Below are 23,793 nucleotides of genomic sequence, written 5' to 3'. Positions count from 1 at the left end.
ATTTATTTGCTGTCAGCGGGCTCGTTGTTGTAGACTGCGTACCAGGCTAGGCCTGTGGTTTTGTCAGAGCCCTGACTGCCTTCATCCGGATCTGAAAACAGATAGAAAGATGTGGCGCCGCTTGGTGGAATTTTAGCCAATCCCAGAAACTTGATGGCGATCTCATTGAGAACAAACATGTATTGCTTGCTGGCATCAGCCTCTTTGCGATTGGGATTTTCCGTGTAGAGCAGCTGGATCGGGCCGTAGGACATGGAAAGCACGTTCTGCAAGCTGATCAGCGAGGCACCGTTGGAGGAGCCTGGCATATGGATGGCAGTCTTGGATTTGTAGATTTCGCCCGCCGAGTCCGGTGACCATGCCAGCAGCAAATCAGCGGTGAGGCCCAGTTTGCCAGCAAGATCTCCGGCGGTACCAAGGCTAACTTCGAACTTAAGGCCGTTCCATTTGTCTGACAGTCCTTGCTGGCGGACGTTGGTCACAACATCCAAGTATCCCATGGAAGCTGGCGTTTTATCTGCGCTGTCGGAGCTGACAAACCCTTTCAGTTGCAATGGCATAGTGGCAACGAGGCTACCATTGCGAGGCGTACTGTTTTTGCTGTCGAATGTCAGTTGAGAGCTGTCCCAAGTGATCTTCTGGCTCTCATAGGCGTTGTCTTGTGTGAAGCTCATTTGCAGGCCGAGCTCGTTAAACGCCAGTCCATTTTGGCTGGTTTGTTGGTCTGGCTCATTGCCGAAGGAGAACAAGTCGACCGGCTCGTTCTTGCCTGCACTGAGGATTGCGAAATCGAGGAAGCCAGTAAAGGCAAACCGGATGAGTGGTTCTGTTTGATTTTCCTGCGTTTTTCCGTGTCTGGAGATCGTGTTCATTCGCGCGGATGTGAACTCTGTCTGCTCCAAGATGTTGTTGTCGACCGTGAACAGATAGGGATGGGTTGCGGCCATGGTGTAGGACGGGTGGTTGTTGTTGTCCTGATAACTTGCTTTCATAATCAGCGACTTATACTGGCTGCCTTTGGGCTGTGGTTGGCCTGCCGGTAAAACGGGCTTTGAACTGACCGTATCGCTGCCAAAAATCTTGGTCATGGAAAGTTGTGCGAAGGAGGAGAACTTCTTTATCGCCGAGTTTTCAAAGAGCACTTTGAGCGAGAGCAGGATGAAGTCATATGTGCGCGTTGCAGAGGGCACAACTGGTTCCGGGCCCGTCGCGCCCTTTGGCACAATGAGATCATTATCTTCGTAGTAAATCAGACCAAAGACCGAGCTTTGCTTTTTAATTGCAATTTTCTCGCCGCTTGCCCCTGCTTTGATCTGATTGATGCGGATGGCGAGGTGGTGGGCATAAAACTTTGCAGGATCGCGCACGCCAGCCACAATACCGGCCAGTTGCTCGGGCGGTGATTTGATACGCGCGCGTAGCATAAGTACACCGGTCCAGTTGGGGTCGGCAGCAATCTGGTTGAAGCTTTCGAAGTACTCGGTTGCGGGGTTTTCATAGGCTGCTTTGAAGTAATCCTGAAGCCATGAGGAGACGTTGACCAGCTGGGCTTTGTCTGGTGTGTTTTCGCGCTCGGTTGTTGGAGCGGCGAAGGTTTCCTTTTGGGTCCATTTTTGCGGATTGGAGATGAGGTTGTCTTTTTCACTGCCCTTCGGATCGTAGAGTGGACCGAGTATTCCTTTAATAATCAATATGTTGGCGTAGTCACCAAAATCTGGCGAGTTGCCGACATCTGCTTCAATCTGCCAGTCTTCGATATTCAACGTGTTGAGGAAGGTTGAGCCTGCTTCACCTAATTCTGAAGGGTTTGCGGTAACCAGAAACAGTTGATTGGTTTGAAAGGCCTCTATGAGCTTGGGGGATAAATCTTTGAAGGCAAAATCGGAAGGTGTTGGTACTTTGATTTGAGCGAGCTTAACCTCCTTCCAATGACTGGCGTCTGTAGGCGATTGCAGCGTGGCGATCACGCCCAATGGGGTTGTCAGGGTTGCATCCCCCTCTCCTGTTTGCGCTTTACTCTCTCTGGTGTTTGATTGAGCATTGGTCAGAGACGCAATCACCTTGCGGCGGGTTGGCGCTACGATGCTTTTTTCAAACAGGGCGACATCACACTGAGAATAACTCGGGTCACCCTCATCCGTACCGCTGTAAGGGAACATGGGAAAGGCCTGACCTTCCATTTGCGGCAGTGTGTAAGCGGGACTGACGGTGCCCAGCAACTCCTTGTTTTCCTGCCATATTTCATCGTCATAGCCGTGCAGCGCGCTGCCGTGCGGTTGCGCTACATAGGTGATGGATACTCCACTTTTTTCTGCAGCATTCTCCGGTGGGAATACCTGTACATACGACGTTTTGTAGTTGCCTTTGAGCGGGGCACCTTTGGGTGCGGGGCGTCCAACGGGAGATGACAAAGGCAACGGGAATACCGGCGCGTAGGCTGGCTGATCGGGTACAAACCGCAGCCGTGCTCCATCAGAGAGCGCGTGTCTTGCAACACCTGGGACTTCCAGAAACTCTGTGCCGCCCAACCCGCACATGAAGCGGGCTTTTGTATCGCCTTTTGCGACTGGTGCGCAGACGAGGAAATCACCAACAGGACTGGCGATAAAACTATGAAGTGATGAGGCATTCTCGTAGCTCGGGGTGAGGATAATGCCTGCAGGCAGTGCATCACTCATATGACTGTCAGCGGTGATACCCTGTAAAACAACGGGCGCGCCGTAGGTGGTCCGGTAGAAGCTGTTCAGGGTTGGACCCTGCCCGCTCTCCTTTTCGGCGCGGAAATAGAAGGCGCAGCGGTTGGGGTCTGTCCGGTTATGCGTTGGGTAGTTGTTCAACGCGTCGGTGACGTCCACAATAAGCGTCATAGGCAGAGGATTACGGCTGCCATCATCGCCTGTGCCCAAGGCAAAGCGTTGACCATTGACGCCGGTTTTGGTCTCCGCATCTTTCGTAACCCATTGAAAACCCACATTCCATTGATCATGGAGAGCGCCGCGCTCGAACTCAGCATCAAACACGATTGCCCCACGATCCGGACCGGAACAGCGGATGTCTGCTTTGCTCACCGACCCTGTATCCGGGCTGAGATATCCTCCCAGTTGGATGGCAGATTCTGAGAGTTGGAGGTTCTCTTCATCTTCAGAAACACCGATATAAGCGCTTGAATAGAACTCGATGGTGAGCTCGGGCGCCAGAAGGTAGGACAGACTGCTGGTTGTCTCTGTTCCGGCGGCGTTGATGGAAAAGAAGGCTGGGCGTTGGCCTTTGTAATCCTGCGGGACTGGCAGCGGTGTTAAGTCTCTGGGAAGCCACATGAAACCGCGCAGTACATTCATGCTTTGCAGGTAAGCGTGCAGGCCAGATACCAGGTCCTGTTGGCCGCTCTCTTTATCTCCGCAATTCAGCGGGTCCGGGCAGTAGATGAAGGAGCCTGAATAGGTTTTGCTGGTGAGCGCGTCTTTGAGCGAAATGCGCTTGGGGAGCCTAGTTTTTCGGGAGGCTACCTTGCTGACAACAAACGCAAAGCCACCGGCGTTGTCGCCAGAGTTTGGAGCCAGATAAAGGCTTTTGCAGGTTTGTTGCAGGAATTCCATTGCTCAGCTCCCAAAGCCCAGTCTACCAACGGGGATAAAGACAGAATTCGGGAGCAGTGCTCCGCGCTTTTAAGGGGAACATAGGGTGCAGGCTGGCTTCAATTTGCGACAATTGAAGGTTCACAAAGTGAGCTGAAAAAGTTTCATCTGCCGGAAGCTGTTTTTGCTTCACAAATCCAAGACCTATTGAAATTACTATTTAATATCAGGTCGTTAGTGTGCATTGCACACCAAATGCCTTGTGAGCTGAAAAATGATCGTGTTTTTGTGCGTTGGTTTGCGTTTTTTACGTGTGAGCTGCGTTTTTTTGTTAAATACGCAAACGGCAGACTGATGAATACTCAGCCTGCCGTTTGCTCTGTCAAATCAGTTTAGGCGAAGGTGACGCCAGCCTTTGTCATTGGCAGTTCGGTCACACGTGGTCCTTTCGCGGCGATGGCGTTTGCCAGTGCCGGAGCGGATGGTGGTGTGCCCGGTTCACCGACACCTGTTGGGGCTTCGGTGGAGAGGACAATGTGTGTTTCGATCTCGCCGATATCCCCGATGCGGAGCGGTTCATAGTCCGGGAAGTTTTGTTGGACAACTTCACCGTTCTCCAGCGTGATCTCGTCGCGCATGGCGTGGCCGAGGCCGTAGCCGATGCCGCCTTCCATCTGTGCCTTGATCACGTCCGGGTTGACCGGGATACCGCAATCAACTGCGCAGGTGACTTTTTCGATCTTCACGCCGTTTTCTGCATCGCCTGAAATCTCGACGACTTCCGCGACATAGCTGCCAAAGGACTTGTGGACCGCGACACCTTGAGAGCGGCCCTCAGCGCCTTTACCCCAGTTGCCCTTTTCAGCTGCCAGTTTGAGAACGCCTGTCAGTCGTTTTTGATCTGGCGTATCGCCTGCCAGATGTGCCAGACGGAACTCAACCGGATCACGGCCCGCTGCTGTTGCAACGGCGTCCATCATGGCTTCCATGACGTAGGCGGTGTGGGTGTGACCAACGGAACGCCACCACAAAACGGTTGTGGCAGGTTTGATGTCCGTCAGGCCCGCAAACATGCCCGGGATGGAGTACGATGTTGGTGTGACACCTTCTACGGAAAGGTGATCAACCCCATCATGCACCGAGAACGCCTCAAACGGAGTGCCTTTGGAGATGGACTGGCCTGCAACGCGGTGGTCCCAGCCAGCGATGTTTCCATCCGCATCAAGACCAACACGAACCTTGTGTGCAAATGCCGGACGGTAGTAGCCACCGGTGATGTCATCTTCGCGGGACCACACCAGTTTGACCGGGCGGCGGCGATCCGTCATCACAAAGGCAAGCGCTGCTTCTACCTGATAATCAACCGTTGGTGTTGCACGACGACCGAAGGAGCCACCCGCGAACATGGTGTTGACCTGCACCTTGTCCATAGGCACCTGAAGGATTTGCGCAAGCGCTGCATGTGGTGAGGTTGGCATCTGACAGCCGTCATGCAAAATCACGCCACCGTCGTCCGTCGCCTCAATGGTACAGGTGAGCGGTTCCATTGGAGCATGAGCGAGCAATGGGAAGTAGAAGGTCTCTTCCACCACCTTGTCTGCCTTTTCAATCGCACCTGCAATTTCTGCCTGATCGTTTTTGGTCAGGTTGTATTCCGGTTCCGTGTTAACAGCAGCCATCAGCTCCTTATAGACATCCTCGGAACTGCGGCTTTCAGCAGCTGAGTTGTCCCAGGTGACCTCCAGAGCTTCACGTGCCTGCAGAGAGGCCCATGTGTTTTCTGCGTAAACAGCGACACCAGCTTTGTTGGGCAGTGTGGCCGCACGGATGAAGCCTTTGACAGGCTTTGCTGCGCTGTCATCAAAGGATATAACAGTTGCACCCTTGCGGGTGGCACGCTTGATGGTGACGACCATCTGGTTGTCAAACTGGATGTCCATCGCGTATTTGGCGGTGCCGTTGATCTTAGGCGGCGTGTCCTTGCGGCGCACACTGGCGTTGCCAATCAGCTTGAACTCAGATGGATCTTTCAGGCGCGGGTTTTCCGGTGCTGTCAGCTTGCTTGCAGCTGCTACAAACTCACCGATTGGCGCTTTGTTGCCGCCACCTGAGATTACGCCATCTTCCAGCTTGAGCTCGGCGACTGGTACATCCCAAGCCAGCGATGCAGCTTGCAACAGCACTTCGCGGGCCGCAGCGCCTGCCTGCCGGTATTGCTTGAAGCTGTTGAACATGGCGGTAGAGCCGCCGGTGCCCTGAATAGGACCAAACGCGGTGTTGTTGTAAAGTTTTGGATTGGACGGTGCGAACTCATACTCTATCGCATCCATGCTGACGCCCAGCTCTTCTGCGATGAGTGTGGTGAGACCGGTTGCCGGGCCCTGCCCTTTTTCAAAGTGCTTGACGATGGCAGTGACCGTGCCGTCTGCAGCAATCTTTACAAACGGGTTGAGCATGGTGGTATCCGCGCCATTTGCAGCGGCCATAACACCTGATGGGGCAACACCAATCACAAGAACAGCAGCGGCAGAGGCAGCAGCGCCTTTGAGGAAGCCACGACGAGAGGTAGAAACGCTCATATCAAGCCTCCATGATTTCTGATGCACGTACAATGGCGGAGCGAATGCGCTGGTAGGTGGCGCATCGGCAGGCGTTGCCGTCCATGTAGTCGTCAATTTCTTCCAGTGTTGGCTTTGCATTTTCGCTGAGCAGACCAACAGCGGACATGATCTGGCCGGACTGACAATATCCGCACTGGACCACGTCCAGCTCTGTCCATGCCTGCTGCACGGCTTGTGCTGGCGTGGACTTCAGACCTTCAATCGTGGTGATTTCGGCATCTTCCACATCTTCAATAAACGTCTGGCAGGAGCGGACAGGCTCGCCATCCAAATGGACGGTGCATGCACCACACGAGGCAACACCACACCCGAATTTGGTGCCGGTGAGCTTGAGTTCATCGCGGATCACCCAAAGAAGCGGGGTTCCTGGTTCGGCGTCGACCTTATGCGTCTGGCCGTTCAGCTTTAAAGAAATTGCCATCAAAAAAAATCCCTTTTTTGATCCGTAGCGGTTGGCTGGGTCAGCAATAATCTCAGGCACTGTTTGAATGGGGCAATGTTGTATGCGGAATGCGCTTTTCTGCTTTTTAGGCCTGAAACAGATGATCTGTAGTTATCCCTAGCACTCACCTCTCTCGCTTTCAGTGGCAAATCGCGCCAAAGTACTGCCATATCGCGCCACTATGTAAATTGGCACTGGCACACCTAGCAAAAATTCGAGATGAAAGAGTGGCAAGACCAATGAGACCGAGCCGAGCATGACGAAACACGCACATCTTTACCCAGGCGCTGCCATGATGGCGCAAATCATACAATACCTTGACCTGCCTGTTGACCGGGTGATGCGCCGTGCGGGAGTTTCAATCGAGCAGTTGGGTCCGACGGCCAAGGGCATCACACAGGCGCAGTATTTCGCCATTTGGCATGCGCTGCATCAGGAATATGGCGGCAACGATCTGGCAATCAAACTTGGGCACACCATCAAGCAAGGCACCTTTGTTCCGCACGCCTTTGCGTTTTCCTGTAGTCCAAACATTGAGGAAGGCGTAAAGCGTCTTGCGCTGTTCAAGCCTCTGATTGCGCCTATCCGGCTGGAAGTTGAGCGTACAGACAGTACCGTGTCGATCTTGTTTACCTCCAGCGACCCGACAGAACCGTTTCCTGAAATTCTGGCTCAGTTCGAGATTGTCTACTTCACCAATTGCAGCCGCACTTTTACTGGCGAGCCAATTGTGCCGCTCAGTGTGGGAGGTCCTGTTGGGGATCTGGACTGGTCTGCTGTTGAAGCGGAATGCGGGGTGAAGGCAACTCCTGCTCCGGTGGCGCACATCACCCTTTCGCTGCAGGACGCGACTCGCCCGCTGATCACACAGATGGAAGGCATGTGGGACACGTTTGAAGACGGGCTGCGCCAGAAACTGCAGAGCACGGGCAGCTCTGATGAGATGTCCCGCCGGGTGAAGAATGCGTTGCTGGAAAGCCTGCCAGCGGGGCAGAACACCATTGACGTAATCAGCCAGAACCTGAACGCCAGCAAGCGGACCTTGCAACGCAAACTGAAGGAAGAAGGCAAGAGCTTTCAAGACATTTTGAGCGAGACCCGCGCTGAACTCTCCCAGCACTACCTGGTACGTAGTGATCTGAGCATTCCGGAAATCTCTTATCTGCTTGGGTACAAGGACACCGGCTCGTTCTTTCGCGCATTTCACAGCTGGACAGGCAAGACGCCGATGGAAGTGCGTGGGATTGCTTAAGAACGACCTAAATTAGCCGTGCTTGAAGAAAGCTTCATGAAACCTTGGGCTGATAAGAGCCCGGCATGGCTATTCTATTTGTTCTTTCGGGATTGCCTGGCGTTGGTAAAACGACCTTAGCAAAGGCCCTTTCCCCACGCCTGCAGGCCGTTCATTTACGTATTGATTCACTTGAGGCTGCCCTCAAGACCTCCGTTCTTGCGATCTCGCGCGCAGAAGATGCCGGTTATGTTGCTGCAGCAGCGGTTGCCAAAGACAACTTGCTGCTTGGCAACAACGTGATTGCAGATGCGGTGAATCCGATTGAGATCACCCGCAACATTTGGCTTGAAGCGGCGCTGGGCGCCAAGGTGAAAGCGCTTAACATCGAAGTGATCTGCTCTGATGCGGCTGAACACAAGACGCGTGTTGAGACCAGACACAACGATATCTCCGCCCTATCCCTACCCAGTTGGGAGGACGTACAGCGGCGGCGATATGAGCCCTGGAAGAAGCATCGTCTTGTGGTCGACACCTATGAAAAGCCCATTGAAGACAATGTTGAAGAGGTCATTGAGGCCTTCAGCCAGCTGGTGCGGTACGGATCCTATTAGGATCAACAGAACCACGCTTGAAGCTCACTGAGATCCAAAGAGATTTTCCCTCGTTTTGTAACAGCCTATGCGATTTCTTCAGGCACAATTCAGTTTCATGTTTTTTGTAGATGTGAAAGAGTTGAGGCAAATATCGGGTGCACTTCGCCCTGCTGGAAGGAACACATGCGCGTATTGTTGGTTGAGGACGAGCGGCTGATCGCCGACGCAATCAAAGCTTTTCTGGAACGTCATGAATTTATAGTGGACTGGGTCGATGATGGTCTTTTGGCAGAAGACGCTCTGAGAACCGGAGAATTCGACCTGGTTATTCTTGATCTGGGTTTACCTGGTCAGGACGGTCTGGAGTTTTTGCGGGCCGTTCGCGATGACAAGGCGGATGTTCCTATCCTGATCCTGTCTGCGCGGGAGACCACCAAGAACCGGATCGACGGGCTTAATCTGGGTGCAGATGATTATCTGACCAAACCATTTGATATGGAAGAACTTCTGGCCCGGTGCCGGGCGCTGGTGCGCCGGTCTGCCGGACGAACACGAATGTTGCTACAGCACGGGGCATTGACGCTTGATCTGGACCAGAAGAAGGCCTGTTACGACAGTACTGAGGTTGTGTTGCAACCCCTCGCCTTCCGCTTGCTAACAATCCTGCTGGAGCGTCGGGGCCGTGTGGTTTCCAAGTCAGATCTCATGGAAAAACTCTATGGCTGGGAGGAGAATGCGGAAAGCAATGTGCTTGAAGTGTATGTCTCTCAGATCCGCCGCAAGACCACCCCAAAGCTGATCAGAACGATCCGGGGGGTTGGCTACATCGTGGATGAGGAAATCCCGGCATGAAACTTTCATCAATCCGTCGCCGAATACTCATCTTTCTGATCCCGTTGTTGTTTGTGGTCTGGGGTGTTTTCTCCGCCATTGTCTACAATTTGACCGAGGAAGAGCTCTATGAGACCCATGATGCACAGACCTTTCAGCTTGCCAGCGTAATTGCGCAGCTTCAAGGTGACACTATTTCTCCCGAACACTTGGATGAGCATCATGTGATTGGAGATTACTTCGTCGTTATTCGCGATGCTTCAGGCAATGATATATACAAGTCCTCCGACAAGGTGGTGCTGCCGAAAACACTAAAGCCGGGCGTTCAAGAAATTGAACATGGTCGGGACGATTGGGTTGTCTGGAACTTTCCGGGGCAAAAAACAGGTCAGCACTATATCATCGGTGTCATTTTTGATGAGGCAATCGAGCTGGCCGATCAGACAGTTGCGACTGTCTCTATTCCGCTAGCTCTGGTGCTCGTCTTTTCCATCATTGCGACGATATTTATCGTCAAACGCGGGCTTCGTCCTCTCACAGCTCTTTCAGAAACGCTAGCAACGCGGGAGCCGGGAAATCTGGGCAAAGTGACGACGGAGAAGCAGGCGGATGAGCTGGTTCCGATTGTGGACTCCCTGAACATGCTGTTTGACAAGATTGAAGAGCACCTTGCCCGTGAACAGCGCTTTATTGATGATGCGGCCCATGAAATCAGAACACCGCTGACTGTAGTGAAGGCGCAGTGTCAGGTGATTGAGCGGGACGCGCTGGACGATGCAACACGACTGCGGTTTGATAACATCATTGAAGGTGTTGACCGGGCCACGCATCTGGCCGCCAAGCTTTTGGAGCATGCCCGTGCAGGTCAGGATGTCCACAAAGAGATAACAGAGCACGACCTGCTGCCTGTTCTTCAGGAAAGCCTTGCACAACAGGCCCATGCGGCACTTGATAAAAATGTGGAACTGCAACTGCTTCAATCAGAACATGTGGAAGCCGTTGTTGACCCTGAAGATCTGGGCGCTGTGCTTGGTAATCTGATTGGCAATGCAATCCGGCATACACCGTCTGATGGTGAGGTGATCGTGGTTCTTGAGCGCCGTGACGATCATATTCAACTGAGTGTTGAAGACAGCGGACCGGGTGTACCTGAAGAATACCGTGAGAAGGTGTTTGAGCGGTTCTTCCGCATGCCGGGGCAATCAAGTTCTGGTGCGGGCCTTGGCCTGTCTATTACGCAAACTCTGTGTCGCCGCAATGGGATCGAGATATCCCTTGGCAAGAGCGAACGTCTGGGCGGAGCCTGTTTTGTGCTTAAACTGAAAAAGTAGTGTCGCAAACTTCAGGTAGGTTTCAGCTTATGAGTGATTTTAGGGGAAGCACTCAGATTGAAACCTACTCCAAAGCTGCGATTGCAACTCACACGGAGTTTTCTGATTATGAATGGTGTGCGATGTCCCCCAACGACGTCACTCACCTTTCATAGCCAGAGTTTCATCTGAGTGCGCATCATCAATTCAAATTGAGCGTACCGGAATGAAACCGATTGGCCTGACCTTCATTATCGCCAGCATCCTCCCCCCTCTTTTGATTTTCTCCCAGTTTGGTGGACAAGCAGACTCAGATGTCTTGCTGAGCCAGTATTTTGGCATGGTTTCCCTGATCTTTATGGGGCTGGTTCAGGTGATGGCCACACGGATGAAAGGCGTTGAGGCTCTATTTGGTCCGCTGGACCGCGTGTATGTCTTGCATAAATGGCTGGCGATTTTTGCAATTGCTGCCGCTTTCCTGCATGAAAGCATTGATGCGGATGCACTTTCGAGCGGGGACACGGACAGTCTTGCGAAAGAGCTGGGCGAGATTGGTTATTACGGCATCCTGATTTTGGGTCTTGGTTCTCTGGCAACCTTCATTCCCTACAATATTTGGCGCTGGACACACCGCCTAATCGGCATTTTCTTCGCTCTTGCTGCTGCTCACTTCCTGATGATCCCCAATGTGTTTTCATGGAGCGATCCGCTTGGTCTTTATGTTGCAGCCTTTTGTTTTGCTGGTATCGCGTCCTTTTTGTATCTGACTTACAAAGGCATGGTTGGACGCACAAAGACCTATGAGGTCGAAGATGTTCAGATTTACGGGCGCATCACCAGTGTGACGCTGAAACCTGAAGGCAAGCCTACCTCTCATAATGCCGGTCAGTTTGCTTACGTCTCCTTCGATCAGGATGGCATGGGCGAAGTGCACCCTTACACGATTGCCTCTGCCCCGCGAGAAGATGGCCGGTTGCGGTTCTGCATTTCTGCGCTGGGTGATTACACATCTCGCGTCCACGAGCTCCAAGTTGGCACAAAAGCTCAGGTCAGCAAGGGATATGGCGGGTTCCGCCAGTTTGCCTCCAATCGCGATCAGATATGGATTGCGGGCGGTGTTGGCATCACCCCTTTCCTGTCATGGGCTCAGACTTTGACCGGAGAGGAAACCGGACAGATTTACCTTTATTATGGCGTTCGCAACCGGTTGGAGAACCCGTTTGAAGAGGAACTGGATGCGCTGCAAAAGCGTCTGCCGAACCTTCATGTACAGTACTTTGAGTCTGACATGGGTGAGTACATTGATGCGCGGTTACTGAAAATCCTGCAGGGAAAATTCTTCGACGTGATGCCGATTGCATTCTGTGGTCCTGAAGTGATGCGGAAAGCATTGATGCGAGATCTGAAAGCCCTGAAGTACCCGTTGCGCCTGTTTCATTATGAAGAATTCCAGATGCGCTCCGGTCTTGGCTTACGGAAACTGTTTAAGTTTCTGGTTCAGCAAGTTAACCGGCATTCTGGAAAGTTCGCCCCGGCCAAGTAGAGCTTGGCCAACCGAAGGATAGCTGCATGACCTGCTGGTGCAGCTATCCTTTCTCTCAGGCCGAATACCATTATTGCTTGTCTGGTTTAGCGGCCCCTTCGAAAGGCTTAGGGGCGCTAAGATCAATGAAATTAAATCAATATATTAATTGAGATTAGGAGGGTTCAATCAGAACCAATAATTCTGCTTATTTTTAGGATCATTGGCTCATGACAAAAATCGCCTCCCGCTCGATTACGACCGACATCCCTGCTCCTTCCGATGATCGTCGCTCAAAGTCTCCAATCGTTTGTTACGAAGTGGATCACTTGCCGACCTATGACGCTGAGCTTTATCAGCAGGCTAAAGAGAGCTTAGAGAAGATTGACGAGGTCGTGGTGCCACCGCGTGATGGCAGGCATTTCAAGGTGCCTGCTGGCCATTTCTTCCGGATTGTGAGTGTAGAAGGCCCGCAGGTTGGTGATCTCAACTTGTGGAATGCCAATGACCTTAATGAACGGTTTTTCAGCGGCAAGACCCGCCAGCTGCATGCCTCTCACCTTTCGACCGGGGACAGACTATGGAGCACGATGCCTTATCTGCGTCCTATGGCAACGATTACGCAAGATACGCTGGACTGGTACGGCTGGGATGATGATGGCGCAGGTGTGCATGATGTGATTGGTACACGCTGCGACCCTTACACCAACCACATGCTCAAGAACGTGGATTACAACCATTGTTGCCATTCCAACCTGACCCGCGCTCTGGCAGATGCGAAAGGTCTTTCGCTGGATGGAGCTGAGCCTCATGTGCACGATGTGATGAACGTTTTCATGTGCACAGGCTTTACCCGCGATACAAACCAGTACTTCATGAAGGCCAGCCCTGTTCGTCCAGGTGATTTTATTGAGTTCTTTGCTGAGATCGACCTTCTGGGGGCGCTTTCTGCTTGCCCGGGCGGCGATTGCGGAAGCAGTCATTCAGACGACAACACGCCTTGCTACCCGCTTCTTGTTGAGATTTTCAAACCGGCAGAGGGCAGTCTGAAAGGCTGGACTGCCGCCAAACGCAGTGGTTATGCAGGTCGGCACCAAGCCTGATCTTGTTTGATTTGGCCAGACGCAGTTGCTCTTCGTGTTACGGCACGAGGACAGCTGCGCCGGATAGCCGTCCCTCACGCAAATCTTCCAGTGCCTGATTGGCCTGTTCCAGCTTGTAGGGAATGCAGTGGGTTTTCACGCCTGCTTGTTTGGCGAGGGGAAAGAACTCCAACCCATCTTCGCGGGTCAGGTTGGCAACGGAAACGACCTCCCGCTCCTCCCACAAAAGCGCATAGGGCATTTGCGGGATGTCGCTCATATGAATGCCGCCGCACACCACACGCCCGCCTTTGCGCAGAGCACTCAACGCGGCTGGAACGAGTGGACCCACGGGGGCAAAGATGAGGGCTGCATCCAGTTTTTCTGGTGGCTGATCTTCAGAGCTGCCTGCCCAAATGGCACCAAGTTCTCTTGCAAAGTCCTGGGCCTGTGTGTCTCCTGCTCTGGTGAAGGCATAGACATCACGACCTTGCCAGATGCAGATCTGCGCGATGATATGGGCGGCGGCACCAAAGCCGTAGATACCTATCTTTCTGCCTTTGCCAGCCTTCTTTAAAGATCGCCAGCCGATTAAGCCGGCACACAGAAGTGGCGCAAGCGATACCGGATCTGCGTCTTCATCCAGCTCAAATGCAAAATGCCGGTCTGCGATGGTGTGGGTCGCGAAGCCGCCATCGCGTGTGTAGCCCGTGAAAATGGGGTGATCACAGAGGTTTTCCTGATGATTTTGGCAAAAGGAACAACAGCCACACGTGTGCCCAAGCCAGGGGATGCCTACCCTACTGCCGATTTTGAGATCCTGAACACCTGCCCCACATGCACGCACTCTACCAACAATCTCGTGTCCGGGAATGAGCGGGAGTTTTGGTTTCGTGAGATCACCGTCCACGACGTGAAGGTCTGTCCGGCAAACCGCACAGGCTTCAACCTCAACCAGAATCTCACCAGAACGTGGTGTTGGTGGAGAACCACGTTCCTGCAAGACAAGAGGCTTTCCAATATCGATCAGAACCATTGCTTTCATGAGGGAGTTCCTTCTCACGGAGGCTACGATTGTGCTCAGATTACACGCTCTTGTCCTAAGAAAGTCTGGCGGTTTGCATGCGGTTCTTCAACGGCCATAAGCGACACAGAATTAGATCAATAATAAGAGAAAACCGAACCATTTATCACAACGCATATTTCATGAAGGTCCGTCATAACGGTCTGGTGTGCGTTTGCGCGCAGTTTGTTGGAGTGGAGCCTTGCGGAGATGCCAGACGCATCTGACCGCTGGTTTTCCTGTTTGAATACCTCTCATAATTAGGGTGAGTGAACCTCCGATGCCAGGAAATGAAGAAACAGAAGCCAGAACGGATCCCCCTGAAAATCACATGAGTTCCACTGAGGAACCCTGGGCTCGGCAAATGTTCGCATTGATTGGCGAGAAATTTCCAAGTTTGGCGGAAGCCTTTGGTGTTGTCATCGAGGCTGAACGCGAGCGGGAACGGGAAGAGCTTGCACAAGCAACTGCCCAGATGGACGAGCATGACCGTCTTCTGGCAGAAAAAGAAGCGCGACGCGACGCGGCGGCCACAATGACATTTGACGATAGTGGGCGGATCTTTGAGCTCAAAAACGAAATGGTCATGCTCCAAAACAATCCCCTTGAAGTGATCGATATGCCGGATACGCCCGATCAGACTTTAAGCAAGATGATTAGCGATCAAATCGCAGCTTTCAAGTTACAGAAAGAAGAAATTTTCCTAGAAATTCAGATCTTTAAGGGCCTCGAAGATGAGAAACTGGCTTTCAAAACTGCCCACGAAATGGTCGGGTTACTTTTGGATAAAGCCATTGTTCAAAGCGGCGTCTACAACTTTGCAGCTTGCGAGGTGACACTTGATGAGGTGGAACGCAAACTTAAAGATATGAAAAACCTCCTACGGGATGCGCAGGTGCATCCTGTAACCTACGTCAGTACCGAAGATCAAATTCTGATCGGCCAGGATGTTAAGAAGGTGAAGGAGATCATCTACGACTTGCAGGATGCTAATTACTCTGGTTTGGCAACTAGCCTACTTGTTGAGATGAACCAGTATCAGGACGCTGTATCTCGCCCCTCCGATGCGCGGTGGGAGGAGCTTATGTCTGATGCAGAGGCCTGTAAAAAAGCTTTGCCGGAACTGCGCAGCATGGCCAGATATATTGAGACCCTTTGTGAGAGTATGACAATGGTTCAGCCTACCACTGCTGCATCAGATACACTGGCGGACCTTCGTACCTATCAAAGTGATGAAACGCGTAATCTCTCGTCCACCCTGCGCGTGATCACGGAACTGAAGGGAAAGGCTGAACGCCGCGAAAGGTGGATCAAGCAAGACGAATGGGCCCAGAAAAATCTGGATGGACGGACCCAAAATTTTCGACAACAGCTTGAGAAGTTTGTTGTGTTTGATGCGGATCATCTGGTCGTCACGAAGGACAGCAAGACAGAAGCTCGTGCGCGCGCTGTTGACACTGAAGGGCTGGATAAAGATGTCATGGCAACCGTCCCGAAACGGCCCGACGGTAAGGACGTTAAGGCTGTTCCCCGTACAACGATCAACAAGCTTCTGGAATCTCTTGAATTTTTAGATGAACTGCGATCATCAGGCGTAACGGGGATGGAAGCCATTGCACTTGAAGAATTCATTAAGACAGAAGACATTCTGGCAGGCATCAACGCCAATCCAACTGGATACGATGACCTACAGACCCGTACTCAAAAGATTCTTGATAAGGTCGCAGCCACGAAATCTGGTAAGAAAGCGATCTACTACATTGAAGCTAAAATGAACCTTGAGGAAGATGTTCGTCTTTTACGCGAACAAGCACCTGATATGAACATCAACAAGGCCTTGGGTCGGTGCAACAAGCTGGACGGAGGGCGTCTGCAGCCTCTGCTCAGACAACTTGATGACGCTGTCAGTTTCAGAGCAGTCTTTGAAATGAAACTTGATCCTATTGAAAAGATTTTCAAGGAGATCCCAAGTTTGCTCGCGAAATTGGGCGCGGCGCGCCCTGAGCTTGCCAAGAGATTTAAGAGGATGAGGCAGCCCAAACATGAGAAAGTCTATCATGGTGAGTTAGAGTTAGAGCTGAAACAGGCCCAAATGACAGCCCATAACGCAGACACTGTGGATGATCTGAAAGAAGCTATCTCGCAGGTGAACGCCGTCAAAGTTAAAGCGGACAAGTATCTGGAAGAATTGAAAGCCCGGGTTACGCTGCTTGATGAGGAGATAGATGGACCTTACACCACCCCCCAGCAGGATGAATTCTTTGAGAAGATCGAAGAAGACTACAAAGCGGGTGTCCAGCTCGAGATTGATCGCAAGCTTGCCAAGGGCAAGTTCAATGAAACCTCTGGCCCAATGAAGGATGAGCTGGAAATGCTCACCGCAAAGTCCAAAAGCTGGAAAGGTGCAAAGGCGCTTTTGAAGGGCTTTCCTCGCATTAATGAAGAAACTTTCGACCCTACCCGCTTCAAAGATCTTTTAGCAGAGGTAAAGCTGCTTGAGCAGGAATGCGCCGTAAACTCTTCCTATGAAGAGAACATGGACCGTTTGAAAGAGATGAAGGGGATGTATGACGCGATGCGCGGTGAGCTGACCGGTTTTCGGGAAGATATTGCCAAGGATGTGGTCAAGTCCGCTGAGAAGGCCATCACCCGCATGGAGGCTGCAAAGGCCTATGCTGAAGGCGACTTCGTTACCAAGGTTGCCAGCCAACAAGAGGCTGGCCAAGACTACGTCAATACGGGCAGTTTGAAGCGGTTCACCACGTGTGTCACAAAGCCAATTATTCCTGGTGAGCTGCGGACATATGCGCAGATCATTGGTGACAAGAAGAAGTCACTTCCAGAGCGCAAGAAGGCCCGCGAAGATGCTTTGCGCCTTATACGGCCGTTGCTGGCGCGGCTCGACAGTGACAAGGCGATCAAGCTTTACAGGCGGCATCCCTTCAGTGAACTGGATAATGACGTCAATGTTCTGAGACCCGTTCTGGTGCAGCTTGAAGTTAAACTGTTGACCCTCGCGTCCTGATGCGTGCGAACCCTGCGGCATCAAACATGGGCGCTGGGCAGAACATCTGCAACCCTGAGGTGTGATCTGCATTTATACTCAGCAGGTTATCCATGAGATATATGCAGAGAGCGAATTAGTCCTTTTCCTTGAGGTTTTAGTCTGGTAGTTACCGATTTGCTCAGCAATGAGTGCCGGTCGCAGCCTACCCGGCAACAGCGAAAACAAGGACTAAACCTTATGAAGACTATCGTAATCTGCTCCGGCGGATTGGATTCGGTCACGCTTGCCTACAAGGTTGCGCGTGAAAACGAATTGCTCGGCCTCGTCTCTTTTGATTACGGCCAACGGCACAAAAAAGAGTTGGACTATGCAGCGCATGCTGCAAAGCAGCTTGGTGTGCCTCATCATATTCTGGACATGAGCCAGATAGGAGCGCATTTAAGCGGCTCCGCTCTAACCGATGATGTTGATGTTCCTGACGGCCATTATGCCGAAGAGAACATGAAGGTCACTGTGGTTCCCAACCGAAACGCAATCATGCTGTCCATCGGCTTTGGCATTGCGGCTGCTCAGCAGGCCGATGCTGTGGCTGCGGCGGTGCACGGGGGTGATCACTTCATCTATCCGGACTGTCGCCCTGGCTTTATCAAAAGCTTTGAAGCCATGCAGAAGCTGGCTTTGGACGGCTATGCCAATGTGAGCCTTTACACGCCATTTGTTGAAATCTCCAAGGGTGCCATCGTTGCTGAAGGTGCCCGGATCAACGTGCCGTTTGAGGACACGTGGTCTTGTTACAAAGGCGGAGAGAAACACTGCGGGCGGTGCGGCACCTGTGTTGAACGGCGCGAAGCTTTTGACATTGCGGGTGTTGAGGACCCAACGGAATACGCGGATCCGGACTACTGGAAAGCCGTGGTGGAACGAGCGGAACCATAATGTACAAAATCACAAAGGAATTTCACTTCTCGGCTTCGCACCAACTCTGCGAAATGCCGGAGGGACATCCCTGTGCGCGCCTGCATGGCCACAACTACATTGTGGTGATTGAACTTGCCAGTAAGAATCTGGATGAGCATGGCTTTGTGGTGGACTTCACGGAGTTGAAGCCACTCAAGCGTTTCATTGATGACGAACTGGATCATCGCCACCTGAATGAGGTGTTTGGGCATGATCAGGTCACCTCTGAATTTCTGGCCAAGACCGTCTATGAGTTCTGCAAAGGGCACTGGGTGGAGACCTGCGCTGTGCGTGTGAGTGAAACGCCAAAAACATGGGCGGAATACCGGCCATGAGTAAACTCAGTATCAGCGAGATCTTCGGGCCAACCATACAAGGCGAAGGTGCTTTGATTGGTGAACCGACCGTATTTGTACGCGCTGGCGGCTGCGATTATCGTTGCAGCTGGTGTGATACCTTGCATGCGGTGGACAGTGCCTATCGTCATACCTGGGATCAGATGGACAGTGCGGACGTCTGGCACAAGATTGAGGAACTGTCCGGTCATCAGCCGATCACAGTTTCCCTTTCTGGCGGTAATCCTGCCATTCAGGATTTTTCGCAAGTAATCTCACTCGGCAAAGCGAAGGGTTATAAATTCGCCATCGAGACACAGGGATCTGTTGCGCGGGACTGGTTTGCAGATCTGGATACGCTGGTGCTGAGCCCGAAACCGCCTTCCTCTGGTGAGACTGTCAATTGGGACAAGTTCGATGCCTGTCTGGACGCGGCCATCAACTCTGCCACCTGTGTGATCAAAGTGGTTGTGTTCGATGATGTCGATTACGACTGGGCCAAGCAGGTTGGCGAGCGCTACCCTTATCTGCCAATGTATCTGCAACCAGGGAACCATACCCCTCCTCCTCCTGAGGAAGCTGACGCCCAGATCGATATGGATGGCATCATGGATCGCATGCACTGGCTGGTGGACAAAACTGTTTCCGATCAATGGTTCAAGCCACGCATTCTGCCGCAGCTGCACGTGCTGCTGTGGGGCAACAAGCGCGGTGTTTAAAGCATATTCCGGCAAGCTGGTGATCAGCCTTTAATGACGGATATGCATGAGAACGAAGAATTCGAGAGAACAATGAGCAACGACGATATCTATAAAAATCTGACCATGCTGGGCGGTGATACTGTTCAGCCACAATCCCCTGAAGAAGCCGTTCTGGAACGCGTTCCGAACCCACAACAGGGCACGCCGTACGCAGTGCGCTTTACAGCGCCTGAGTTTACCTCTTTGTGCCCGATCACCAATCAGCCAGATTTTGCTCATCTGGTGATTGATTATGTGCCGGATGAATGGCTTGTTGAGAGCAAGTCCCTGAAACTGTTCCTGACATCTTTCCGCAACCATGGCGCCTTCCACGAAGACTGCACCGTTTCCATCGGTAAGCGTCTGGTGGACACACTGAACCCGATCTGGCTGCGTATTGGCGGCTACTGGTATCCGCGCGGTGGTATTCCGATTGATGTGTTCTACCAGACCGGTGAAGAGCCAAAAGGCGTCTGGATTCCTGAACAGGGCGTGCCGACCTATCGCGGTCGCGGTTAAACATTTGCCTGGCGTATTCTTATCCGAAAGCCGGCATCCGCTTTTCGGGAATGCGTCTTAACAGTTGGGGTTGCGAAAAGGCTGCCAACCCCAACTTCATTCTTTTTGAGAGCCTTAAGCCCCCATCAAAGCTTCAACTTCCGCCAGACTTGGCGCGGATGTAGCTGCACCGTGTTTGGTGGTGGACAGCGCGCCGCAAGCGGCTGCAAAGCGCACAGCTTCTGCCAGAGATTTGCCGCAGGACAGTGCATAGGCCAGGCCGCCGTTGAAGCAATCTCCTGCTGCTACGGTGTCAATCGCATTCACTTTGAACGGCTCGACAAAACCTTCGCTTGTCTCATCCTTGAAGTAGACGCCGCGTGCGCCCAGCTTCACAACAGCTGCTGCAACGCCTTTTTCACGCAGTAAATTTGCGGCATGGGCTGCTTCTTCAGCATTGGATGGGCGGAAGCCGGTCAGGATCTCGGTTTCGGTCTCGTTTGGCGTTGCAATATCAACGTTTTGCAGGAAGCCCTCCGGCAAGCCATCAACTGGTGCAGGAGCTGGATCAAAGATCACCTTACCGCCAGACGCACGGACTTTCTTTGCTGCGCTCAGGCAGGTCTCAACCGGAATTTCCAGCTGCATGAGCATGATTTCGGCGCTCTTCAGCACATCTGATGTGCGTTCCAGATCGCTTTCGTCAACGGCAAGGTTTGCGCCGCCAATCACGGTGATGCTGTTTTCGGAGTTTGCATCCACGCCGATGACCGCAATGCCGGTGCCGTGGTTTGCATCCGTGTGCACATGCTCTGTTGAAACGCCCATGTCCGCCAGATGCTGGGCAGCGATGTCACCAAAACCATCTTTGCCGATGCGTCCGACGAGCTGTGCGTCCCCGCCCAGTTTGGAGACTGCAACGGCCTGATTGCAGCCCTTGCCGCCCAGATTGATGGTGTAGCTGTGTCCATGCAGCGTTTCACCCGGCTGTGGCAACCGGTCAGAACGGGTTGTGATATCAACATTGATGGAACCGACAATGACGATGGACATGAATACTTCCTAGTTAATAACAGAGCTGCGGACGATCAGTTCCGGCACCAGCTTGATGACCGGTGGCATTTCTGTTTTTTCTTCCAGATGATTGATCAACGCTTCTGCAGCGCTCAGCCCAAGCTCAAAGCTGGGCTGTTTGATTGTTGTTAGTGTGGGTGCCATGTAGGACGCGTACTCAACATCATCGTATCCGATAACGGAGATATCTTCGGGAATGCGCAGACCACGTTCCTGAATAGCGCGATAGGCACCCATCGCCATCAAGTCGTTGAAGGCAAAGATGGCTTCGGGCTGGTTGTCAGCCTCCAAAATCTGCTTCATGCCTTCATAGCCGCCAGACGCGGTGAGAAGACCGGCGGATTGCCATTTAGCTTCGACAGGCAGACCTGCCGCTTCCATGGCTGATTTATAGCCTTTGTAACGCTCAATGGATCGTGGATGATCCTGCGGTCCCATGAGGCAACCGATTTTGGTCAGGCCGCTCTTGATCAGATGTTCTGTTGCCAGTCTTCCACCTAATACGGAGTCATCCTGCAAAGTGCAGGCGTTTGGGTGCGGGGCTGAATCAAGGATTGCTTTTGGCAGTTTACCTAGCTTGCTGAGCTGCTGGTAAAGCGCAGGGTCTGTTTTGGTAGTCATCACCAGAAGGGCATCAATGCGGCGCTGAAGCAAGGTGTTGAGGTTTGCCAGCTGCCTGTCGGATTGATGGCCGGAATTACACAGGATGAGACTGAAATTGTGTTGGTAACACCCCTCTTCCACGCCGCGTACCACGTCTGCGAAGAAAGGGTTGGAACTGCTTGAAACCAGCATGCCGATGATGTTGGTGCGCTTTACCTTGAGCGCGCGCGCCATCATGCTTGGCTGGAAGCCGAGAGCCTGAATAACTTCCTCGACTTTTTGCTTGGTCAGGGGTGCAACATAGCGCGTCTCGTTGATCACGTGAGACACTGTAGATGCGGATACCCCCGCAGCTTGTGCAACATCCTTGATACTGACCATTTCCGCTCCGGTTCTAAGAGTCGGGCCTGGCGCTTACGCCAAACCCGATCTTATTCAGATTACTTGCACTTACTTGGTAACAAGCTTCAGCGCAACTGGGGTATACGCATCGACTTTTTCACCTTTGAGGACTTTGTCCGCAGTGTCTACGCCGATGGAACCAATCATGCCAGCTTGCTGTGCAACAGTTGCCAGCATTGTACCTTCTTCAACAGCTTTTACGCCGTCGTCAGTGCCGTCAAAGCCAACAACGAGGATGTCGCGGTTAGCCGCTTCGATTGCCTTGATCGCGCCCAGAGCCATTTCATCGTTGTGTGCGAAAACAGCATCGATTTCTGGCTGTGCCTGCAGGATGTTTTCCATCACGTTCAGGCCTTTGGTGCGGTCGAAGTCTGCTGGCTGTACAGCAACAAGCTCGATGCCAGAAGCGCCGTGCATTGCTTTTTTGAAGCCAGTACCACGATCACGTGCAGCAGAAGTACCTGGAACACCTTCCAGCTCAACAATCTTGCCGCTGCCGCGCAGGGTTTCAACGATCAACTCACCAGCCATTTCGCCGCCGAGGATGTTGTCGGACGCCACGTGGGATTCCACAGTGCCGCGTGCTGCGCCACGGTCGAGTGTGACCACTGGTACGTTTTTGCGGTTTGCTGCGCGGATGGAGCTGGAAACAGCGTCAGAGTCTGTTGGGTTGATGAGCAGGATCGAAACGTTCTTGCTCAGCACGTCTTCCACGTTTGCCAGTTCTTTTGCAGGATCGTTCTGGCTGTCAAGAACAACAATCTTGTAGCCGAGCTCATTTGCGCGTGCTTCAGCACCTTCTTTCAAGGTCACAAAGAACGGGTTGTTCAGAGTGGACACGACCAGAGCCAGTGTGTCCTGTGCCATTGAAACTGCTGTGGAGCCGAGAAGAAGAGCAGCACCTGCTGCCAAACTTACTAGTTTTTTCATAGAAACCTCCCGAGGTTCAGTTTGATTGCTCACGCGTTTGATTTGCCACGGCTGTCGACGACAACCGCCAGAAGGATAACCGCACCTTTCGCGATCATCTGGTAGTAGGATGAAACATCCATAATATTCAGTGCGTTATTCAATACACCGATAATAAGGGCACCAATGATGGTGCCGAAGATCCGGCCTTTGCCGCCTGCAAGGCTTGTGCCGCCAAGAACCACGGCTGCAATTGCGTCGAGCTCGTATCCCAGACCTGCTGTTGGCTGTGCAGATTCAAGGCGAGCTGTCAGGATGATGCCTGCCAGTGCTGCGAGCGCTCCGCTGAGGGCGTAGACAAGAATTTTGACTTTTTTGACATTGATGCCAGACAGACGGGCCACGTTTTCATTGCCGCCAATGGCATAAACGTAACGACCGAAGCGGGTCTGGCTGAGAACGAACCAGCAGAGCGCAAAGATAACCACCATGAGGATCACTGGGTTCGGAATGCCGAACATGTAACCGCCACCAAACTGATAGAAGCTTTCAGCCACATCAAAGTAACCGGTGGAGATCGGGCGACCTTGCGTATAGACCAGCGTCGCGCCGCGGATCATGGTCATACCAACCAGCGTTGCAATAAACGGCTGGACATTGAAGTAGCTAATGATCACGCCACTTGTTGCACCAAGGCCCGCGCCAACCATGATGGTGGCGACCAGTGCGATGATGAGCGGTGTGTCCATGCCGATGAGGCTTGCGCAGATGGCGCCAGCGAAGGCCAGAATGGAACCGACCGCCAAATCGATACCCGCCGTCAGGATCACGAAGGTCATGCCCATGGCGATGACTGCGTTGATTGATGTCTGACGCAGGATGTTGAGCATGTTGTCGATGCCAAGGAAGTTGGCATTGGCGAAGGACACTGCGGCCATCAGGATGATAAGGCCAATCAGAGACTTGTTTTCACTGATAAAGTCGTTGAGCTTCAT

19 protein-coding genes are annotated in these 23,793 nt (G+C 52.6%); 11 read left to right on the top strand and 8 right to left on the bottom strand.

Annotated elements, in window-relative coordinates:
- Positions 1-2: 2 nt before the first annotated feature.
- The 3 genes from BM231_RS22015 to BM231_RS22005 form a co-directional block, all read right to left on the bottom strand.
- The gene (locus BM231_RS22015; protein ID WP_093522907.1) at positions 3-3,596 is read right to left on the bottom strand and encodes a hypothetical protein; all 3,594 of its coding nucleotides are present in this window, start codon (positions 3,594-3,596) and stop codon (positions 3-5) included.
- A 371-nt stretch (positions 3,597-3,967) separates the two neighbouring features.
- Positions 3,968-6,154: a xanthine dehydrogenase family protein molybdopterin-binding subunit gene (locus tag BM231_RS22010; RefSeq protein WP_093522905.1), complete on the bottom strand. Its 2,187-nt coding sequence runs from the start codon at positions 6,152-6,154 to the stop codon at positions 3,968-3,970.
- Between the two features lies 1 nt (position 6,155).
- Positions 6,156-6,617, bottom strand: a complete 462-nt coding sequence (locus tag BM231_RS22005) for a (2Fe-2S)-binding protein (RefSeq protein ID WP_093523035.1) — start codon at positions 6,615-6,617, stop codon at positions 6,156-6,158.
- A 277-nt stretch (positions 6,618-6,894) separates the two neighbouring features.
- Here BM231_RS22005 and BM231_RS22000 point away from each other — a divergent pair, with 277 nt between their 5' ends.
- The 6 genes from BM231_RS22000 to BM231_RS21975 all read left to right on the top strand — a co-directional run bounded on the left by BM231_RS22000 (position 6,895) and on the right by BM231_RS21975 (position 13,231).
- A complete protein-coding gene (locus BM231_RS22000; RefSeq protein WP_093522903.1) occupies positions 6,895-7,890 on the top strand; it encodes an AraC family transcriptional regulator in 996 nt (331 codons plus the stop codon).
- 65 nt (positions 7,891-7,955) lie between these two features.
- Positions 7,956-8,483: a P-loop nucleotide/nucleoside kinase family protein gene (locus BM231_RS21995; RefSeq protein ID WP_093522901.1), complete on the top strand. Its 528-nt coding sequence runs from the start codon at positions 7,956-7,958 to the stop codon at positions 8,481-8,483.
- A gap of 165 nt (positions 8,484-8,648) precedes the next feature.
- Positions 8,649-9,317 (top strand): response regulator transcription factor, encoded by a 669-nt coding sequence (locus tag BM231_RS21990; protein ID WP_093522899.1) that lies wholly within the window; start codon positions 8,649-8,651, stop codon positions 9,315-9,317.
- Positions 9,314-10,627, top strand: coding sequence for an ATP-binding protein (locus tag BM231_RS21985; RefSeq protein WP_093522897.1), 1,314 nt, complete (start codon positions 9,314-9,316; stop codon positions 10,625-10,627). The genes BM231_RS21990 and BM231_RS21985 overlap by 4 nt, the downstream gene beginning before the upstream one ends.
- A 205-nt stretch (positions 10,628-10,832) precedes the next feature.
- Positions 10,833-12,149 (top strand): ferredoxin reductase family protein, encoded by a 1,317-nt coding sequence (locus BM231_RS21980; RefSeq protein WP_093522895.1) that lies wholly within the window; start codon positions 10,833-10,835, stop codon positions 12,147-12,149.
- A 209-nt stretch (positions 12,150-12,358) separates the two neighbouring features.
- Complete coding sequence (locus BM231_RS21975) at positions 12,359-13,231, top strand: urea carboxylase-associated family protein (RefSeq protein ID WP_093522893.1); 873 nt, start codon at positions 12,359-12,361, stop codon at positions 13,229-13,231.
- 37 nt (positions 13,232-13,268) lie between these two features.
- Here BM231_RS21975 and BM231_RS21970 read toward each other — a convergent pair whose 3' ends face one another.
- Entirely contained in the window at positions 13,269-14,255 is a 987-nt protein-coding gene (locus BM231_RS21970; RefSeq protein ID WP_093522891.1) for a zinc-dependent alcohol dehydrogenase family protein, read from the bottom strand.
- A 349-nt stretch (positions 14,256-14,604) separates the two neighbouring features.
- Here BM231_RS21970 and BM231_RS21965 point away from each other — a divergent pair, with 349 nt between their 5' ends.
- From BM231_RS21965 to queF, 5 genes are all read left to right on the top strand, one after another.
- Positions 14,605-17,298 (top strand): hypothetical protein, encoded by a 2,694-nt coding sequence (locus BM231_RS21965; protein WP_208860565.1) that lies wholly within the window; start codon positions 14,605-14,607, stop codon positions 17,296-17,298.
- A gap of 219 nt (positions 17,299-17,517) precedes the next feature.
- Positions 17,518-18,216: a 7-cyano-7-deazaguanine synthase QueC gene (queC, locus tag BM231_RS21960; protein WP_093522887.1), complete on the top strand. Its 699-nt coding sequence runs from the start codon at positions 17,518-17,520 to the stop codon at positions 18,214-18,216.
- The gene (gene queD / locus BM231_RS21955; RefSeq protein WP_093522885.1) at positions 18,216-18,572 is read left to right on the top strand and encodes a 6-carboxytetrahydropterin synthase QueD; all 357 of its coding nucleotides are present in this window, start codon (positions 18,216-18,218) and stop codon (positions 18,570-18,572) included. The genes queC and queD overlap by 1 nt, the downstream gene beginning before the upstream one ends.
- Positions 18,551-19,291 carry a 7-carboxy-7-deazaguanine synthase QueE gene (queE, locus tag BM231_RS21950; RefSeq protein ID WP_093522883.1) on the top strand — a complete coding sequence of 247 codons (741 nt, stop codon included), beginning with the start codon at positions 18,551-18,553 and terminating at the stop codon, positions 19,289-19,291. The genes queD and queE overlap by 22 nt, the downstream gene beginning before the upstream one ends.
- 72 nt (positions 19,292-19,363) lie before the next feature.
- The gene (queF, locus tag BM231_RS21945) at positions 19,364-19,831 is read left to right on the top strand and encodes a preQ(1) synthase (protein WP_063310993.1); all 468 of its coding nucleotides are present in this window, start codon (positions 19,364-19,366) and stop codon (positions 19,829-19,831) included.
- Between the two features lie 114 nt (positions 19,832-19,945).
- Here the strand turns inward: queF and rbsK are convergent, their stop codons facing one another.
- The 4 genes from rbsK to rbsC all read right to left on the bottom strand — a co-directional run bounded on the left by rbsK (position 19,946) and on the right by rbsC (position 23,793).
- Positions 19,946-20,863 (bottom strand): ribokinase, encoded by a 918-nt coding sequence (gene rbsK, locus BM231_RS21940; protein ID WP_093522881.1) that lies wholly within the window; start codon positions 20,861-20,863, stop codon positions 19,946-19,948.
- Between the two features lie 9 nt (positions 20,864-20,872).
- A complete protein-coding gene (locus tag BM231_RS21935; protein WP_093522879.1) occupies positions 20,873-21,868 on the bottom strand; it encodes a LacI family DNA-binding transcriptional regulator in 996 nt (331 codons plus the stop codon).
- 69 nt (positions 21,869-21,937) lie between these two features.
- The gene (gene rbsB / locus BM231_RS21930; RefSeq protein ID WP_063296788.1) at positions 21,938-22,819 is read right to left on the bottom strand and encodes a ribose ABC transporter substrate-binding protein RbsB; all 882 of its coding nucleotides are present in this window, start codon (positions 22,817-22,819) and stop codon (positions 21,938-21,940) included.
- A gap of 29 nt (positions 22,820-22,848) precedes the next feature.
- Positions 22,849-23,793, bottom strand: coding sequence for a ribose ABC transporter permease (rbsC, locus tag BM231_RS21925; protein WP_063296787.1), 945 nt, complete (start codon positions 23,791-23,793; stop codon positions 22,849-22,851).

Source organism: Pseudovibrio ascidiaceicola (genome assembly GCF_900114245.1).
Taxonomy (GTDB): Bacteria; Pseudomonadota; Alphaproteobacteria; order Rhizobiales; family Stappiaceae; genus Pseudovibrio; species Pseudovibrio ascidiaceicola.
The sequence above is the reverse complement of the archived record's forward strand: the minus strand, read 5'-3'. Positions and strand labels throughout refer to the sequence as shown.

Excerpts from the sequence above, each read along its gene's own strand:
- BM231_RS22015 (WP_093522907.1), bottom strand. The coding sequence starts at position 3,596 with ATGGAATTCCTGCAACAAACCTGCAAAAGCCTTTATCTGGCTCCAAAC.
- BM231_RS22010 (WP_093522905.1), bottom strand. The coding sequence starts at position 6,154 with ATGAGCGTTTCTACCTCTCGTCGTGGCTTCCTCAAAGGCGCTGCTGCC.
- BM231_RS22005 (WP_093523035.1), bottom strand. The coding sequence starts at position 6,617 with ATGGCAATTTCTTTAAAGCTGAACGGCCAGACGCATAAGGTCGACGCC.
- BM231_RS22000 (WP_093522903.1), top strand. The coding sequence starts at position 6,895 with ATGACGAAACACGCACATCTTTACCCAGGCGCTGCCATGATGGCGCAA.
- BM231_RS21995 (WP_093522901.1), top strand. The coding sequence starts at position 7,956 with ATGGCTATTCTATTTGTTCTTTCGGGATTGCCTGGCGTTGGTAAAACG.
- BM231_RS21990 (WP_093522899.1), top strand. The coding sequence starts at position 8,649 with ATGCGCGTATTGTTGGTTGAGGACGAGCGGCTGATCGCCGACGCAATC.
- BM231_RS21985 (WP_093522897.1), top strand. The coding sequence starts at position 9,314 with ATGAAACTTTCATCAATCCGTCGCCGAATACTCATCTTTCTGATCCCG.
- BM231_RS21980 (WP_093522895.1), top strand. The coding sequence starts at position 10,833 with ATGAAACCGATTGGCCTGACCTTCATTATCGCCAGCATCCTCCCCCCT.
- BM231_RS21975 (WP_093522893.1), top strand. The coding sequence starts at position 12,359 with ATGACAAAAATCGCCTCCCGCTCGATTACGACCGACATCCCTGCTCCT.
- BM231_RS21970 (WP_093522891.1), bottom strand. The coding sequence starts at position 14,255 with ATGAAAGCAATGGTTCTGATCGATATTGGAAAGCCTCTTGTCTTGCAG.
- BM231_RS21965 (WP_208860565.1), top strand. The coding sequence starts at position 14,605 with ATGAGTTCCACTGAGGAACCCTGGGCTCGGCAAATGTTCGCATTGATT.
- queC (WP_093522887.1), top strand. The coding sequence starts at position 17,518 with ATGAAGACTATCGTAATCTGCTCCGGCGGATTGGATTCGGTCACGCTT.
- queD (WP_093522885.1), top strand. The coding sequence starts at position 18,216 with ATGTACAAAATCACAAAGGAATTTCACTTCTCGGCTTCGCACCAACTC.
- queE (WP_093522883.1), top strand. The coding sequence starts at position 18,551 with ATGGGCGGAATACCGGCCATGAGTAAACTCAGTATCAGCGAGATCTTC.
- queF (WP_063310993.1), top strand. The coding sequence starts at position 19,364 with ATGAGCAACGACGATATCTATAAAAATCTGACCATGCTGGGCGGTGAT.
- rbsK (WP_093522881.1), bottom strand. The coding sequence starts at position 20,863 with ATGTCCATCGTCATTGTCGGTTCCATCAATGTTGATATCACAACCCGT.
- BM231_RS21935 (WP_093522879.1), bottom strand. The coding sequence starts at position 21,868 with ATGGTCAGTATCAAGGATGTTGCACAAGCTGCGGGGGTATCCGCATCT.
- rbsB (WP_063296788.1), bottom strand. The coding sequence starts at position 22,819 with ATGAAAAAACTAGTAAGTTTGGCAGCAGGTGCTGCTCTTCTTCTCGGC.
- rbsC (WP_063296787.1), bottom strand. The coding sequence starts at position 23,793 with ATGAAGCTCAACGACTTTATCAGTGAAAACAAGTCTCTGATTGGCCTT.